We start from the raw sequence: 16,701 nt of genomic DNA on the forward strand, positions 1-16,701 counted from the left end.
AGATAAGTGCAAAAAAATAGGGTGTACCGCTGGTACACCCTATTTTCATTTATATCAATTGCTGATTAAGCATTTTTTGCAGCAGCATCTCTGCGGATGATATTTAAAGCACCACCTGCTTTAAACCATTCGATTTGCTGTGCATTGTAGCTATGATTTACAGAGATCTCTTCTTTAGATCCGTCAGCATGGTTTAACACCAATGTTAATGGAACGTCAGGAGTGAACGTAGTTAAGCCAACAATGTCAATCGTATCATCCTCAAGGATTTTATCGTAATCATCTTTATTGGCAAATGTTAAACCAAGCATACCTTGTTTCTTAAGGTTGGTTTCATGGATACGAGCAAAAGATTTTACCAATACAGCACGAACACCTAAGTGACGTGGCTCCATTGCTGCGTGCTCGCGACTTGAACCTTCACCATAGTTTTCATCACCAACTACAATAGAACCAATTCCTGCTGCTTTATAAGCACGTTGAGTTGCCGGTACAGGACCATATTCGCCAGTCAGTTCATTTTTAACATTGTCGGTTTTGTCATTAAAGTAGTTAACCGCACCGATTAGCATGTTGTTAGAGATGTTGTCAAGGTGACCGCGGAACTTTAACCATGGACCAGCCATAGAGATATGATCCGTAGTACATTTTCCTTTTGCTTTGATCAGGAGTTTCAAACCTTTAAGGTCTGTGCCTTCCCAAGGCATAAATGGATCAAGCAATTGTAACCTATGTGAAGTAGGAGAAACGATTACTTGTACACCACTGCCATCCTCTGCCGGTTTCTGATAACCTGCATCTTCAACAGCATAACCATTTACAGGTAGTTCATCACCTTTTGGTGGATCTAATTTAACCTGTTCGCCTTTATTGTTAGTTAAAGTATCAGTTAATGGGTTAAAGCTAAGATCGCCTGCAATAGCAATAGCTGCTACAATTTCCGGAGAAGTTACAAATGCATAAGTATTTGGATTACCATCAGCACGTTTAGCAAAGTTTCTGTTAAACGAGTGAACGATGGTGTTTTTCTCTTGTTTTTCTGCACCAACTCTGTCCCACATACCGATACATGGCCCGCAGGCATTGGTGAAAATTGTTGCATTCAGATCTTCAAAAGTTCCTAATAAACCATCGCGGTTAGCAGTATAACGTACTTGTTCAGACCCTGGGTTGATACCAAACTCTGCTTTAGTCGTTAAGCCTTTATCAATAGCTTGTTTAGCAATAGATGCTGCTCTTGATAAATCTTCGTATGATGAGTTGGTACAAGAACCAATTAAACCCCATTCTACCTTTAATGGCCATCCGTTTGCAACAGCTACTTCTTTCATTTTAGAAATAGGTGTAGCCAAATCCGGAGTGAAAGGACCATTCAGGTAAGGCTCAAGCTCAGAAAGGTTGATCTCAATCAGTTGGTCAAAGTATTTTTCAGGCTCTGCATAAACTTCAGCATCACCAGTTAAGTGTTCTTTAATTGCATTGGCTGCATCAGCAACATCAGCTCTGTTGGTTGCACGCAAATAACGCTCCATGCTTTCATCATAACCGAAAGTAGAAGTAGTTGCACCAATTTCAGCACCCATATTACAAATGGTACCTTTACCGGTACAGCTCAGGTTTTGTGCACCTTCGCCAAAATATTCAACAATTGCACCAGTACCACCTTTTACGGTAAGTATACCTGCAACTTTAAGGATTACATCTTTTGGAGAAGTCCATCCGTTCAGTTTTCCTGTTAATTTAACACCAATTAGCTTAGGGAATTTAAGTTCCCATGGCAAGCCAGCCATTACATCACAGGCATCAGCACCACCAACACCAATAGCAACCATACCCAAACCACCTGCGTTTACAGTGTGTGAGTCGGTACCGATCATCATTCCACCAGGGAAGGCATAGTTTTCCAATACTACCTGGTGAATGATACCAGCACCCGGTTTCCAGAAACCGATGCCGTATTTATCCGAAACTGAAGCTAAAAAGTCGAAAACCTCTTTACTCTCTGTATTTGCGGCCGGTAAATCAATCGCAGCACCAAGCTTAGCTGTAATTAAGTGATCACAGTGAACTGTAGAAGGAACAGCTACCTGTGGTCTGCCAGCCTGCATAAACTGCAATAAAGCCATTTGTGCAGTAGCATCTTGCATGGCCACACGGTCAGGAGCAAAATCTACATAATCAACACCTCTGTTGTAAGAAGTATTCGTGTTTCCCTCCCAAAGGTGGGTATAAAGTATTTTTTCTGAAAGTGTTAAAGGTCTGCCTACTAATTTACGAGCCGCCTCTACACGGGGGCCAAAGTTTGCATACACCTTTTTGATCATTTCTATATCAAAAGCCATTGATAATATGTGTTAAAAGGGTAAGTTATTACTATAATTAGTAGCGAATTTACAAAAAAAAACAGGCGATAATGATCATAAGCAGATCATTGTATTATTTATACCTTTTCTAAATAGTGGCAGGGCGTAAAAGGGATACTCAGGCAACAAAAATGTTTACAGCAATCCAAAGCTGTATCCTTGTTCTTTGAAGAATTTTAAAGTCAAAGGCAGTGCATACTCCAATCTTTCAAAAGCTTTTAAGCTGTCATGGAAAACAATAATTGATCCGTTCCTCGTATTTTTAATCACATTTTCATAGCATTTTTGTGGAGAAAGATTAATGTCGAAATCGCCACTTAAAACATCCCACATGATGATCTGTATTTCGGGATGAGCGGATTTGATCCCTGAGACCTGTGATTTTTTTATCCTGCCATAAGGGGGGCGGAATAAATAAGTTTTGGTCAATTCCTGGCAGGCATTAAAATTCTTAAGATAACTTTTGTCCTCAGTTTTCCAGCCTTTTAGGTGATTGAAGGTATGATTGCCAATTTGGTGGCCTTCTTTTTTTATCTGTTTAAAAACATCAGGATGTTTAACGATATTGTCGCCAATACAGAAGAATGTTGCTTTTGCATCAAAGCTTTTTAAAGTTTTTAAAACAAAGGTTGTAACATCAGGGATAGGTCCATCGTCAAAGGTTAAATAAATAACTTTTTCACTGCGGGGTTTATTCCAGATTAAAGATGGGTAATACCATTTTAGTAAAAGTGGAGATTTGACCAGGTACATGTTCAAATGTAAGTTGTTTATATTAATATTGTGAAAAAAATCTATGAAGACAATCATCTCCTATAATGCCTTATCTAAGCTTTCGCTGGCTTTATCCTTTGTTTTTCTTAGCGCTTTCGTGCAGCATGCCGCTGCTCAGGAAGTGATTACTGTACAGCGGGCTATAGAAATAACACTTCAAAATAACTTGCAGGTTAAGCAGAGCCGATTAAATCAAAATTTATCGGAAGAGAATCTGGCGCAATCTAAAAATGCGTTGTTGCCATCTGTAAATGGGAATTCGGGGTATAATATAAATTTTGGACGTAGTATTAACCCTACAACTAACGAGTTTCTTAGTCAGAGGTTCTCCTCATTAACCGGAGGTGTTTCGGCAGGTGTTGGTCTTTTTCAGGGCCATCAAAAAGTAAATTTGATTAAGCAAAATAAGCTATTGTTAGATGCTGATAAAACGAATACAGAAAAGGTTAAGAACGATCTTATTTTACAGGTAATTACATCTTACTTACAGATATTGTATAATAAAGATTTTTTGGTGGCAGCTCAACAACAACTGGCTGTCTCTAAACAACAGTTGGCACGTGAGCAGCAATTGTTAGATGCAGGGAATAAAACCCTTGCAGACTTATCACAGGCAAAGTCTCAGGTAGCTACTTCTGAGTTAAATGTGACCAATGCCGATAATGCTTTAGCAATATCATATTTAACATTGGCCCAGCTAATGGATATCCCTCCGTCAACTGTTTACCGTGTGGAGGCGCCTATACTTTCTAATTATGATAAACCACTGGTAAATTATAAAGCCGATGAAGTTTACCAGGGTGCTTTAAGCACTTTCCCTGATATCAAGTTGGCGGCTTTACGGACGGAAGCAGCTAAAAAAGGGATGGATATAGCTAAAGGAGCTTATTACCCGAGTTTATCATTTGCAGCTGGATTGAGTACTAATTATTCCAGTGGCCGACAAAGGGTAATATCGATAACGCCAAATGGCTTCAGGGAGATTGGTAGGACAGAAACAACGAATGAAAGGGTGCTTGTGGCTGATTTTACTACAGTAACGGATAATTATAAGTTCCTAGATCAGTTGAAAGATAACTTTGGACAATATGTTGGTTTAAGTCTTCAAATCCCAATTTTCAATGGTTTTAATGTAAGAACTTCCGTTAGGAAGGCTAAAATTAATTATCTGCAAAATCAAAATCAGGAACAGCTGGCAAAGAACAACCTGAGCAAGGTGATCTATCAGGCTGTTGCTGATTTAAGAGCTGCCGAGAGCCGATATGCTTCGACCACAAAAGTATTTCAGGCGCAAAAGGACGCATTTGGTGTTATTGAACAACGATATGCTGTTGGTTTAGTTAATTCCTTAGACTTTAATACCTCACAAACGAATTTAAATAAAGCAGAAATAGATATGATCCAGGCAAGATATGACATTGTATTCAGAGCCAAAGTGATTGACTATTACCTTGGACAGCCTATTGTATTTTAAAGCACTCTTGAATCAAATAAATAAAAACAGATGAAACTAAAACCCATATTAATTATAGTAGGAATTATCATTGTCCTGATTGCTGTTGGTGTATATTCCGGAGTTATTGGTGGTGATAAGAGCGAAAAAATAACCACTGAAAAGGCCGCAGAGCGAAAAGTTATAGAAACAGTAACTGCCAGTGGAAAAATACAACCTGAGACAGAAGTTAAACTAAGTTCGGAAGTATCGGGCGAGGTAACAGAGCTGTTGGTTAAAGAAGGCGATGTTGTAAAGAAGGGGCAGCTATTGGTCAAAGTGCGTCCAGATGTGCTTAAGTCGGGGTACGACCGCGCTGTTGCTTCCTATAGCTCACAAAAGGCCAGCGTGGCTGGAGCTGCTCAGATGCTTAAACAAGCTGAGGCTAATTTTGCAAATGGAGAAGTAACTTATAAACGCAATGTAGAATTGTTCAATAAAAAGGTAATCTCTGCTTCCGAATTTGACGCAGCAAAAGCAGCATATTTAACTGCAAAGACTAATCTGGGAAGGGCAAAAGAGGACCTTAATGCTGCAAAGTTTAGTTTAGAACAAACAGGCGCAAATGTTCAGGAGGCAAGTGCCAACCTGGCCAAAGCGACCATATTTGCCCCGGTAAATGGGGTAGTCTCTAAGCTTTCTGTAGAGCTGGGAGATCGTATTTTGGGAACCGTTCAAAATGCGGGAACAGAGATCATGCGGATTTCAAACCTTTCTTCTATGGAAGTAAACGTAGATGTGAACGAAAACGACATCAACAGGGTAAAGGTTGGCGATCAGGCTACTATTGAAGTAGATGCATTTGCAGATAAAAAATTTAAAGGTACGGTAACAGAAATTGCTAGTTCTTCTAAAGATGTGGGTTCGGCAACGAGTTCTGTAGATCAGGTGACTAACTTTATTGTGAAGGTTCGTATCCTTGCCGATTCTTACAGTAACATCACCGGTGGAGCTAAAGATCTTCCATCACCATTCAGACCAGGGTTATCTGCGACTGTGGACATAGAAAGCGAAACTGTAAACGGCCTGTCTGTTCCTATTCAATCTGTTTTTACGATAGATAAAAAGAAAGATGATAAAGATAAAAAACCGGAAGGCAATCAGGAGAACGCTGAAAAACAAAAAAATAAACTTACTGACAAGAAAGTGAAGCAGTATGTTTATGTATACAACGCTGATCAAACCGTTAAGCAAGTAGAAGTTACTACAGGTATCCAGAACGATCAGTTTATCATCATTAAATCCGGACTTAAAGCTGGTCAGGAAGTGGTAACCGGCCCTTATTCTGTCATACAAAACAAATTAAAGGATGGAATGAAAGTAAAGAAAGTGACTAAGGATCAATTGTTTGCTGAACCTGGTAAGAAGTAAACTTTATCAATACTTTTTAAATGAGTAAATTGTCCCGGTTTAAAACATTAGACCGGGATTTTTTATTTATAATGTATGATACCTAAAGTCGCAATGATTGGTGGGGGTAGTTGGGCTACTGCTATTATAAAAATGCTCTCAGATAACTTTTCTGCAAAAGAGATTTATTGGTGGATGCGAAATGCAGAAGCCATAGCGCATATTCAAAAATATAAGCACAACCCTAATTATTTAAGTTCGGTTGAAGTCAGGATTCCCGAAGAAAATATATCTGATGATATAGCTGTGATTATTAAGAAAGCGGATTATATCGTATTAAATGTACCTGCCGCTTTTCTTAAAGAAACATTGAGTGCTGTTACACCGGAACAGCTGAAAGGTAAAAAGATCGTTTCGGCCATTAAAGGTATCGTGCCGGATGAAAATCAGATCATTGGTGAGTTCCTTCACCAGAAATACAATGTTCCCTTAGAAGACATCCTGGTGATTAGTGGGCCATGCCACGCAGAAGAAGTGGCCTTGGAAAAACTATCTTATCTAACCATTGCCTCCGTGAATGTTGGTCTTGCAGGTTTTTTTGCTAACCTTTTAAATACCCGGTACATTAAAACAAATGTTTCGGATGATATTTTCGGGACAGAATATGCAGCTGTGCTGAAAAATATTTATGCTGTAGCCAGTGGTATTTGTCATGGAATAGGCTACGGCGATAATTTTCAAGCGGTATTAATTTCTAATGCCATCCGCGAAATCAAACGCTTTGTTGATGCGGTTCATCCCATTACAAGAGATATAAAGGAGTCTGCTTATCTGGGCGATTTACTCGTTACTGCATATTCGCAATTTAGCCGTAATCGCACCTTTGGTAATATGATTGGAAAGGGCTACACCGTAAAGTCTGCTCAGCTGGAAATGAATATGGTTGCCGAAGGGTATTACGCTGTTAGTTGTATGCATCATATCAATAAGAAGTATAAGGTAGATATGCCCATAAGTAGGGCGGTATATGCTATCCTATATGAAAAACATTCTCCACATATTGAAATGCGTCTGCTTACCGAACAGCTTAATTAACTGAAAAAACAAAAGGCCTGTATTGATTGTTAATGGTTTTATAGTACACAAAAACCATACAACGATGAAAAAAAAGTATTTATTTGGGATTTTAACCCTGGCCATGTGCACCACTCTTGTCTTTAGTGCTAGTGCACAAGAAAAACAAAAAACCGGAGTAGGTAAAGCGATTGATAAAACAGGTAAAGCTATTGGTCACGCTGCAACGGATGTGGGCCATAAAACTGCTGAGGTTGCTGTAAAAGGTAGCTCTAAGGTTGCGGATAAAGTGTATAAAGGTAAAATGGCACCTGATGGAACTGATGTGTATATCGATAGCAAAAACAGGAAATACTATGTAAACAAAAAAGGGGGGCGAGTTTATCTGAAAGCTAGTCAGATAAGAAACAGACCTGAGCATAAAATGTAACTCTATATCTATCTATAAAGTAAAAAGGCCTCCAGAAAAAATTCCGGAGGCCTTTTATGATATATTGATTGGTAGTAATTAAGACCTACGTCTTCTATCACCACCACCGTATCCACCTTCGCGTCTTCCAGATCCACCTTTGTCTTCACGGCTTCTTCCAGAGAAATCTCTGAAACCACCACCGCTATTACCACCTTCACGTCTGTTTCCACCGCCATAGCTTCTGCGTTCACCGCCGCCTTCGCGTCTTCCGCCGCCGTAGCTTCCGCCTTCACGTCTGCCACCGCCACCAAAACCACCACGACTACGACCACCGCCATCACCGTCAGCTGTTTTTTCGATCCTTACTCCGCGGTTGTTAAATTCAACACCTTTAAAGTTGTTGAATAACGATTCAACAGTAGCATTTTCAACTTCGAAGAATGAATAAACACCTTTCAGGTCAATTTTACCAATGCTTTTTCCGCTGATTTTACCATTGTTGCAAACAAAAGATAACAAGTCACCTCTTGTAAAATCATCAACAGAACCAAGGTTAATAAACAAACGGGTATAACCTTCGCTGCTTCTTGGACCTCTATCTCCACGCTCACCACGTTCACCTCTTTCATCTGAAGAAGAGTTCAGGTCAGGTGCATTTTTGTAATACTCTAAAAAGCGGTTAAACTCTAAAGATGCAAAACGTTTGATCACCTCATCTTTGCTCAGCTCAGCAAACTCATCCATGATGCGTGGCATGTACTGCTCAATTTGGTTTTCGTTAACCTCAACATTGTGAACCTTGTGTACCAAAGCAAACAATTGTTTCTCACAAACGTCAAAACCGGTAGGAAGTGCAGCTTTAGTAAACTGTTTTCCTATGATTCTTTCGATCTGACGGATTTTGCCTAACTCTTTCGAGTTCACAATACAGATAGATACACCGGTTTTACCTGCACGGCCGGTACGACCACTACGGTGAGTGTAACTTTCAATTTCATCAGGTAAAGAGTAGTTGATTACGTGGGTAACGTTGTTTACGTCGATACCGCGGGCTGCAACATCAGTAGCAATTAACAACTGCATGTTACGGTCGCGGAAACGCTGCATTACCTTATCACGTTGTTGCTGAGATAAATCACCATGCAAAGCATCAGCATTGTAACCATCTTTAATTAAGTGCTCAGCTACATCTTGTGTATCCAGTTTGGTTTTACAGAAAACTACTGCAAAAATTTCCGGATTAAAATCCACAATGCGTTTTAAAGCTGCGTATTTATCTCTCGCACGTACAATGTAGTACTCGTGTTCGATATTTACGTTACCGGTGTTTTTAGTACCCATGGTTAACTCAACAGGTGAGTCCATGTAGTTCTTAGCTATTCTTCTTACCTCAGGAGGCATAGTTGCAGAGAATAACCATGTTTTTTTATCGTCAGGTGTAGTCGACAAAATATCGTTAATGTCTTCCTGGAAACCCATGTTTAACATTTCGTCAGCTTCGTCAAGCACTACAAATTTCACGTTACTGAAATCTATAGCCTTACGGCCAATAATGTCCAACATACGGCCCGGTGTAGCCACTACAATTTGTACACCGTTTCTAATTTCACGCAGCTGCTGCATAATGTTTGCGCCACCGTAAACGGCAACGACATTAGCACCACTGATGTTTTTTGAGAAATTCTTGATGTCGCTAGCAATTTGCAAGCAAAGCTCTCTGGTAGGGCATAAAATCAATGCCTGAGGCTTATTGCTCTTAAAGTCTATCAATTCTAACAGCGGCAAACCAAATGCTGCTGTTTTTCCTGTTCCTGTTTGGGCCAAACCAACAAAATCGTTATTGCCCTCTAACAGCACAGGAATACTTTGTTCCTGAATAGGTGTTGGATTTTCGAAACCTAAATCCTTTACAGCATTAACAACGTCATCACTTATCCCCAATTTACTAAATGGGTTTATCATGTATAATAATTTATTAAGCCGCAAAGGTAAGTTTATTTTTTGGTATTTTATATCTTTGTAACTAAATAAAAATCAAGCAATTAATTATCTGAGTCTGTCGGCCGACCTTAATAACTGCTCATCTTTTCTAATTCCGCGTATGGCAAGCATGCAAAATAGAAGCGCTAAAATAAATAAAGAAGAGCCAATATGGAGCGACGATCCGGCGATTCCACCCGGTAACAATGAGGCATTTAAAGCCGACAATATCGCTGTGGTGATGATCAATACCATATTGATCATAATTAAACGCTTTTGCATAACGCGATTTTTAAATTGAAAGATACAGGTCAGGCACAATAAAACTGCTATGCCATTTATAATCATCGCTCCAATGGGAGTAACCACAATTGATTCGGCGCTCGCTCCCTTAATCAATGGTTGGTGCCCATCTATGTACAGCAAATATTCTGTATTGTTGACACTTTTGGTTATTAAAGGAATAAAAAACAGGCAGATCAAGGTGAATGAAGCTAAAAGCAGCCATATAGATTGTACGCGTTGTATCATATCAGTTCAATAATTTCAACAAATATATTAAAAGCAAATAGTAACCAATCCGATATCCGATTAAAAAGATAATTTTGTACAATTGAATATGCAACGGTATTTTATTGAATTGTCGTACGACGGCACCGCTTATCACGGCTGGCAAATACAGCCAAATGCCATTACAGTGCAGGAGTGCCTGGATAAAGCTTTATCTGTTTATTTCAGACAACTGGTAAGTACCTTAGGCTGCGGCCGTACGGATAGTGGTGTACATGCTACACAATTTTATGCACATTTTGATCTGCAAATTGCGGATGCAGATAATTCCGATGAAAGATCTACTGCTAAGGTGCCGGATCCATTAAAGTCAGTAACCGGCATCAATTCTTTATTACCCTATCAAATTGCCGTAAAGCGGGTATTTCGGGTAGATGATACTGCCCATGCACGTTTTGATGCAACAGAACGAGCTTACCATTATCAAATCCATTTTCATAAAGATCCTTTTAAACTTAATCGTTCCTGGTTGTACAAAGGGGAGCTTGATATGGAAGCTATGAATAAAGCCGCTCAGCTGCTTTTAGGTTATACCGATTTTTCCTGCTTCAGTAAATCAAATACACAAACCTTTACAAACAACTGTAAAATTACCACTGCCTTTTTTGAAGAGAAAGAGGAAGGTTTACAGTTTACGATCAGGGCGGATCGTTTTTTAAGAAACATGGTGCGTGCAATTGTAGGAACGCTGATAAGAATTGGCAAAAAGGAGCTCAACTTAGATGAGTTTAAGCAAATTGTTGAAAGCAAAAACCGAAGCAATGCCGGTCAATCCGTTCCTGCCTGTGGTTTATATTTAGTAAATGTAATTTATCCTTTTGTAAAATAAATATGTCTAAAATAACCGGTGATGCATTTAATGTGGGCTTATTGAAAAGAGTTTTTCAGTACGTTAAGCCTTACCGCAAAACCTTTATTCTTTCTATTGTTTTAACCATACTACTAGCCTTAATTGCACCTGCCAGACCGTTTCTTATTCAGCATACGTTGGATAATTACATCATGAAGGATCAGTACAATGGACTGCTGGGGATGACTATCCTCATGTTGGTACTCCTGGTTTTACAGGCAGGGATACAATTTAGTCACACCCTGCTCACCAATACTTTAGGGCAGTCAGCCATTCGCGATTTACGGATTAATGTGTTCAATCACATTACCAAGCTAAGACTTAAATATTTCGACAATACACCCATTGGACAGCTGATTACCCGCACAGTATCTGACCTCGAAACCATTGCCGAGATCTTCTCTGAAGGTTTAATTGTGATTATTGGCGATATTTTAATGGTCATAGTGATTATTGGGGTGATGGTTTATAGAGATTGGGCGCTTACCCTGATGGTATTGTTGCCGATGCCATTATTGATTGTGGCGACTTCTGTTTTTCAAAAGGCCATTAAGTCCGCCTTTCAGGAAATCCGAACAGAGGTGTCCAACCTTAATACTTACCTGCAGGAGCATATTTCAGGGGTGTCGATCATTCAGTATTTTGCACGCGAAGAGCAGGAGTATAAAAAGTTTATAAAGATCAATGCACGCTATCGCGATGCAAATATCCGTTCCAATTGGTACTATTCTATTTTCTTCCCGGTTGTTGAGATCATTTCAGCCATGTCACTAGGCTTATTGGTATGGTATGGTTCAAGAAGTATTCTAGCTAAACCTTTAACGGTAACCCCAGGGATTATTGCCGAGTTTATTTTGTATATCAACATGCTGTTCAGGCCAATCCGGGAGCTTGCTGATAAATTTAATACCCTGCAAATGGGAATGGTAGGGGCCGAGCGTGTTTTTAGAGTGTTAGATACCGATGAAATTACAGTAAACAATGGCTCATTTGTACCTGAACAAATGAAAGGTGCTATTTCTTTTGATAAAGTATGGTTTGCCTATAATGAGGAAAACTATGTGCTGAAAGATATTTCTTTCGAAGTACCTGCCGGAAAAACCATTGCTCTCGTAGGAGCTACAGGTGCGGGGAAATCTTCTACGATCAATATCCTGAACCGGTTTTACGAGATCCAGAAAGGGGAGATCAGGGTTGATGGGATAAAAATTCAGGATTATGAACTCAATTACCTGCGTAGTAACATCGCCACAGTTTTACAAGATGTATTCCTGTTTTCTGATACGATTTTCAACAACATTACACTAAATAACAGCAGCATAACAATGGAAGACGTTGTTGATGCTGCTAAAAAAGTCGGTGCACATGATTTTATAATGCGTTTGCCTGGAGGCTATCAATACAATGTAATGGAACGTGGTGCTACGCTTTCTGCAGGTCAAGCACAGCTGATTTCGTTTATCAGGGCATTGGTTTATAATCCTTCTATTTTAGTATTGGATGAGGCTACTTCTTCTGTAGATACAGAAACGGAAATGCTGATCCAGCACGCGATAGAAAATTTGATGGAGGGTAGAACGTCTATTGTGATCGCCCACCGTCTTTCAACAATCCAGAAAGCGGATAAGATATTGGTACTTGATAAAGGCGAGATTAAGGAGATGGGGACGCACCAGGAGCTACTTAAACTGAATGGGTATTACAAAAGGTTATACGAGTTGCAGTTTAACTCTATTGGGGTTGAAAAATAACTTTGAAAAATAACCGTTCTCTTCTACGGCTGCATTGCTTCGCTGAAGAAGCGAAGAACGCTGAGGCCGTTTCTGAGAAGGTAATTTTTCTCTAAAGCAGGGTGTATAAGCAGGATGTATAAACAGGGGATAGTCAGCCACTTCACCCATTTGCTCATACCTTACCTTTATAAGTGGAGGATACATCATTAAAATCAGGCTAATGGCTAATGGAATGTTCGTTGATCCACTTGAAAATGAATTGATAAAGCCTGCCGAAGAAGGGATAAAATAGCCAATTCCAATACCTAAAACCATGGAGAGGAAAATCCATAGGGTTAAATAACGATTTAAAAAGCTAAGTTTTTTCCTATCAGTTGCGGGTACACAATTGTTTGCTAACATGGAGAAGTTTTTTAATTGCTAAGATTCGTTTTAACGAAATCAAAACAGTAGGCCTCAATCATGTCTCTTACTTTCCTAAACTCCTGCATTATCTCCTCTTCCGTTCCGGTTGCTTTAGCCGGATCAGGAAAGTTATAATGAAATTTTTGTGCTTTAGTGGGGAAATACGGACAGCTTTCTCTCGCATTGTCACATACCGTAATTACGTAGTCAAAGTCTATATTGGCATACTCGTTAACATTATTGGAGGTATGGCCAGAGATATCAATTCCACTTTCAGCCATAACGGCTATGGCTCTGGGATTCACACCATGTGTTTCAATTCCGGCGCTGTAAACGATTGCGGCATCACCGGCAAAATGCCTGATAAACCCTTCGGCCAGCTGACTACGGCAGCTATTACCTGTACATAAAATCAATACTTTTTTCATTCGTCTTATTTGTTAGCAGCAACCTGATCCCGGAGCACAAACATTTCCGTCAGCAGCCAGGTTCATCATTACTAGTTTTGGTTTTTCTGTTTTTGGTTCAGGCGCGCAGCATTCTTCACCGGTATCTGTAGTCCTACAACTTCCGCCTCTGTTAATGGCTTTGCACTGTGTGAAATCCGGGCTTAGCTTGACAATCAGGTTAGCTCCTTCAATGATGATATCGCTGGGATACATCTGGCGGGTGTCGAAAGAGGAATTACCAAACTCTATTTTTACAATAGCTAAAGGATTAAGCGGTAAACTTTTTTCTACCAGCTCAATGATGGACAGGGCTTTGTTCACCTGCATTGCGCTATCACTTTCTTTTACTGTAGGCTCCCAAAGTTGTATAATGATTTCGGTCCAGGCGTTCATAATACCGGCACAATCTACGGATACAATAGGGGCCTGTTTAATTTCGGTGATGTGATAAGAGGCATCTACCCACTGGTTTGCAGCATATTGGAATTGAAGTGTCAATTCAGGATGTTGCAGTAAAGTGGCTTTAAATGTGTTCCAGGTAGTTAATTCTGTCGTGTTCATAATATTGCAATTTTACGATTGATATGAATAAAAAAAGGGTTAACAGCAGTTTTTAGGATCTTTAAATGACCCCAAAAAAGCACCCAATTGCGTTTCCAATAGTTTCCATGTTTTAGGATTTATACAATAACATACGGTTACACCTTCAATGGTTCCTTGTATAATACCTGCGTTTTTAAGCTCTTTTAAATGTTGAGATATGGTGGCTTGCGCTAAACCCAGTTCTTCTACCAGATCACCACAAATACAAGCATTGGCAGAAATTATCTGCTGTAAAATAGCGATACGTGCAGGATGTGCCATTGCTTTCAACAACTGCGAAAGTTGGTTTTGCGCTTCGGTAAATATTTCTGATTTAGTAAGTCCCATAATTATACATCGCAATATTACGATGTTTGGTTGAGAGATACAAATTTTATGAATTATTTTAACAAAATGATCACAATCTGGGTATGGGAAATAGGGTGGGTTGGCTTATAAATCAAGCCAATTCTTAAACGCTTCGGCGCGTTCTTCGCTAACAATTACTTCAATTCCATCAGCAGGAGCGGGGTTGAGTACAATCCTTACCCGGTTTCTCGATAGCTTGTACATCTCTTTAATCGCATCAATGTTGATGATGAATTTTCGGTTTACCCTGAAGAAATCAGCGGGGTCCAATTGTGGCTCCAAACTACTAATGGTTTCTTCAATGATGTAGTTCTGCCGATCTTTAGTCATCAGAAAAAGGTATTTATCATCCGCCATAAAATACGCCACATCGTCCGATTGTACCGTCTTGATCAGCTTACCCATTTTAACCATAAACCTGTTCCTAAGTTTACCTGTTGGAGGCTCTGGTTGGATTTGAGGGAGTGCTATATCTGATGCGTTACGTATGGTATTTAGCTTGGCCAAAGCCACACGTACATCTTCTTCATCAAATGGTTTCAACAAATAATCGATGCCCTGATTTTTAAATGCTTTTAGGGTATACTGATCGTAAGCAGTGGTAAAGATGACCGGACTATTTACAGTTACCCGTTGGAAAATCTGGAAACTTTCTCCATCACCAAGGTGAATATCCATAAACAGTAAGTCGGCAGTATTCTTCTTTAACCAGGCTACAGCAGCTTCTATGGTGCCTAGAATGGCTAATATTTGTATGTTTGGATTAATGTGCATGAGGGTTTTCTGCAGTGTATCCGCCGCCAACTCTTCATCCTCAATAATTAATACCCTCATTAATTTTTATGCTTGAGCGTAAAAGTAAAAAAAAACTCCGGTCTGTGAAACACAGACCGGAGTTAATCACCCGCACTTATCTCTCTTTTAGTGCTATTGAAGGTTCGGATTTGCTTTAATCGCAGATTGAGGGAAACGGATCGTATATCTTGGATCGTTTTTCTGAAGGGTATAAATTGCCCCTTTAAATTCATGTTTCATTTCAGGCTGACCGAAACGTCTTAAATCGTACCAACGGTGTCCTTCCAATGCCAATTCTCTTTCTCTCTCTCTGATAATTTCCTGATATAAGTCTGCTTTACCTAAGCCGGAAATTCTAGTTTTTTCTATTGCATAGTATGCAGGCGTTAAGCGTTTCACTTTTAAAGCCAGTAAAGTTTGTAATGCTGTACTCAGGTCATCTGTTTGTAAAGCTGCTTCTGCCTTAATCAGGTAAAGCTCGGCATTACGGAAGGTAATTTTATAAGCAATATCACTACCTTTGTTAGACACTATTTTATCTTTATTCTCTTCATAGTCATCGTCCCAAGGCATGACGTTGTATTTCTGGAAATACAAGGCATATCTTTTATCATTGATCGGGTCATAGATCCCTAACAAATGCGGAGACATGAACGAGGAATTGGAGGCCCCTGGATTAAAAGCTCTCTCCATCGACATGATATTTTCTACAGACTGGTAATGGTTAGGCGCAAAAGTTGCTCCTGCTGCATTCAGATCTTGTAAAGTGTTATTGATTGCCAATGCATCTTGGCTTGCTTTTAATGCGCTGCTCCATTCTCCTCTATACTCGTAAATTCTTGCCGTTAAAGCTAGAGCTGCACGTTTGGTGAAGCGGTAGTTCTGACCAGCAGGAAAAGTAGTTACATTTAATAAGGCTTGTCCTGCAGCAAGATCTGCAAAGATCTGATTGTACACCACCTCTACTGTTGAAGGCTTGTAGTTCGTTTCCAAATCAATTTTCAAAGAAATTGGAACACCACGATCTGTTGCCGCAGTATTCTTATCAAAAGGTTTAGCATATAAGTTCAACAACTCAAATTCTGCATAAGCACGAAGCAAATAAGCTTCTCCCTTAATTTGTGCCGTTTCTGCTGATACACCTGCTTTTGCTTCAATATCTTCAATCACAGAATTAGCATAGAAAATAGAGGTATAAAAAGCACCGTAAGGCATTTCCAAAGAATTGGCATCTGGATTCAAGTCATTCCACTTGTACTGGTCGTAATAGTTTGCTGTTTCCGTTTTAGCGGTATTCAATAGCAATTCGTCTGTACGAAAAGCCAGGTTAGATTTATGACTTGGAAACTGAGTATATCCTGAGTTCAATAGTGCTCTGAAATCCTCTACTGTGGTAGGGATTACTTTTCCTACCGGCTCAATATCTAAATATTTTTTACAGCTACTGGCTGATATCATCAAGAACAGAATGGCTGTTAATTTTATAATCTTATTCATGGTTTC

Annotated in this window: 15 protein-coding genes and 1 pseudogene; 6 read left to right on the forward strand and 10 right to left on the reverse strand. The window is 39.6% G+C overall.

The window, feature by feature from the left end:
- Positions 1 to 65 precede the first annotated feature (65 nt).
- Both P0Y49_01915 and P0Y49_01920 read right to left on the reverse strand, forming a co-directional pair.
- Positions 66 to 2,342, reverse strand: coding sequence for an aconitate hydratase (locus P0Y49_01915; GenBank protein ID WEK19910.1), 2,277 nt, complete (start codon positions 2,340 to 2,342; stop codon positions 66 to 68).
- A gap of 156 nt (positions 2,343 to 2,498) precedes the next feature.
- Entirely contained in the window at positions 2,499 to 3,116 is a 618-nt protein-coding gene (locus P0Y49_01920; GenBank protein ID WEK21766.1) for a polysaccharide deacetylase family protein, read from the reverse strand.
- A 43-nt stretch (positions 3,117 to 3,159) separates the two neighbouring features.
- On the opposite strand from P0Y49_01920, the gene P0Y49_01925 reads away from it, so the two are divergent.
- From P0Y49_01925 to P0Y49_01940, 4 genes are all read left to right on the forward strand, one after another.
- Positions 3,160 to 4,611, forward strand: coding sequence for a TolC family protein (locus tag P0Y49_01925; GenBank protein WEK19911.1), 1,452 nt, complete (start codon positions 3,160 to 3,162; stop codon positions 4,609 to 4,611).
- Positions 4,612 to 4,641: 30 nt separating this feature from the next.
- Positions 4,642 to 6,000 carry an efflux RND transporter periplasmic adaptor subunit gene (locus tag P0Y49_01930; GenBank protein WEK19912.1) on the forward strand — a complete coding sequence of 453 codons (1,359 nt, stop codon included), beginning with the start codon at positions 4,642 to 4,644 and terminating at the stop codon, positions 5,998 to 6,000.
- A gap of 75 nt (positions 6,001 to 6,075) precedes the next feature.
- A complete protein-coding gene (locus tag P0Y49_01935) occupies positions 6,076 to 7,074 on the forward strand; it encodes an NAD(P)H-dependent glycerol-3-phosphate dehydrogenase (GenBank protein WEK19913.1) in 999 nt (332 codons plus the stop codon).
- Between the two features lie 64 nt (positions 7,075 to 7,138).
- Entirely contained in the window at positions 7,139 to 7,483 is a 345-nt protein-coding gene (locus P0Y49_01940) for a hypothetical protein (protein ID WEK19914.1), read from the forward strand.
- 78 nt (positions 7,484 to 7,561) lie between these two features.
- Here the strand turns inward: P0Y49_01940 and P0Y49_01945 are convergent, their stop codons facing one another.
- Both P0Y49_01945 and P0Y49_01950 read right to left on the reverse strand, forming a co-directional pair.
- Positions 7,562 to 9,427, reverse strand: a complete 1,866-nt coding sequence (locus tag P0Y49_01945; protein ID WEK19915.1) for a DEAD/DEAH box helicase — start codon at positions 9,425 to 9,427, stop codon at positions 7,562 to 7,564.
- Positions 9,428 to 9,511: 84 nt separating this feature from the next.
- On the reverse strand, positions 9,512 to 9,976 hold the full coding sequence (locus P0Y49_01950; GenBank protein ID WEK19916.1) for a DUF4293 domain-containing protein: 465 nt from the start codon (positions 9,974 to 9,976) through the stop codon (positions 9,512 to 9,514).
- Positions 9,977 to 10,064: 88 nt separating this feature from the next.
- Between P0Y49_01950 and truA the strand changes: the two genes are divergently transcribed.
- Both truA and P0Y49_01960 read left to right on the forward strand, forming a co-directional pair.
- Complete coding sequence (truA, locus tag P0Y49_01955) at positions 10,065 to 10,844, forward strand: tRNA pseudouridine(38-40) synthase TruA (GenBank protein WEK19917.1); 780 nt, start codon at positions 10,065 to 10,067, stop codon at positions 10,842 to 10,844.
- 2 nt (positions 10,845 to 10,846) lie between these two features.
- Positions 10,847 to 12,616: an ABC transporter ATP-binding protein gene (locus tag P0Y49_01960; protein ID WEK19918.1), complete on the forward strand. Its 1,770-nt coding sequence runs from the start codon at positions 10,847 to 10,849 to the stop codon at positions 12,614 to 12,616.
- Between the two features lie 138 nt (positions 12,617 to 12,754).
- On the opposite strand, the pseudogene P0Y49_01965 reads toward P0Y49_01960, so the two are convergent.
- The 6 genes and pseudogenes from P0Y49_01965 to P0Y49_01990 all read right to left on the reverse strand — a co-directional run bounded on the left by P0Y49_01965 (position 12,755) and on the right by P0Y49_01990 (position 16,695).
- Positions 12,755 to 13,000, reverse strand: a pseudogene (locus P0Y49_01965) (arsenical-resistance protein).
- Between the two features lie 11 nt (positions 13,001 to 13,011).
- Positions 13,012 to 13,431 (reverse strand): arsenate reductase ArsC, encoded by a 420-nt coding sequence (locus P0Y49_01970; protein WEK19919.1) that lies wholly within the window; start codon positions 13,429 to 13,431, stop codon positions 13,012 to 13,014.
- Between the two features lie 12 nt (positions 13,432 to 13,443).
- Entirely contained in the window at positions 13,444 to 14,013 is a 570-nt protein-coding gene (locus tag P0Y49_01975) for a DUF6428 family protein (GenBank protein ID WEK19920.1), read from the reverse strand.
- A 39-nt stretch (positions 14,014 to 14,052) separates the two neighbouring features.
- The gene (locus P0Y49_01980) at positions 14,053 to 14,382 is read right to left on the reverse strand and encodes a metalloregulator ArsR/SmtB family transcription factor (protein WEK19921.1); all 330 of its coding nucleotides are present in this window, start codon (positions 14,380 to 14,382) and stop codon (positions 14,053 to 14,055) included.
- Positions 14,383 to 14,487: 105 nt separating this feature from the next.
- Positions 14,488 to 15,237, reverse strand: coding sequence for a LytTR family DNA-binding domain-containing protein (locus P0Y49_01985; protein ID WEK19922.1), 750 nt, complete (start codon positions 15,235 to 15,237; stop codon positions 14,488 to 14,490).
- Between the two features lie 93 nt (positions 15,238 to 15,330).
- Positions 15,331 to 16,695: a RagB/SusD family nutrient uptake outer membrane protein gene (locus tag P0Y49_01990; GenBank protein ID WEK19923.1), complete on the reverse strand. Its 1,365-nt coding sequence runs from the start codon at positions 16,693 to 16,695 to the stop codon at positions 15,331 to 15,333.
- Positions 16,696 to 16,701: the final 6 nt, after the last annotated feature.

Origin of the sequence: Candidatus Pedobacter colombiensis, assembly GCA_029202485.1 — a bacterium.
Taxonomy (GTDB): Bacteria; Bacteroidota; Bacteroidia; order Sphingobacteriales; family Sphingobacteriaceae; genus Pedobacter; species Pedobacter colombiensis.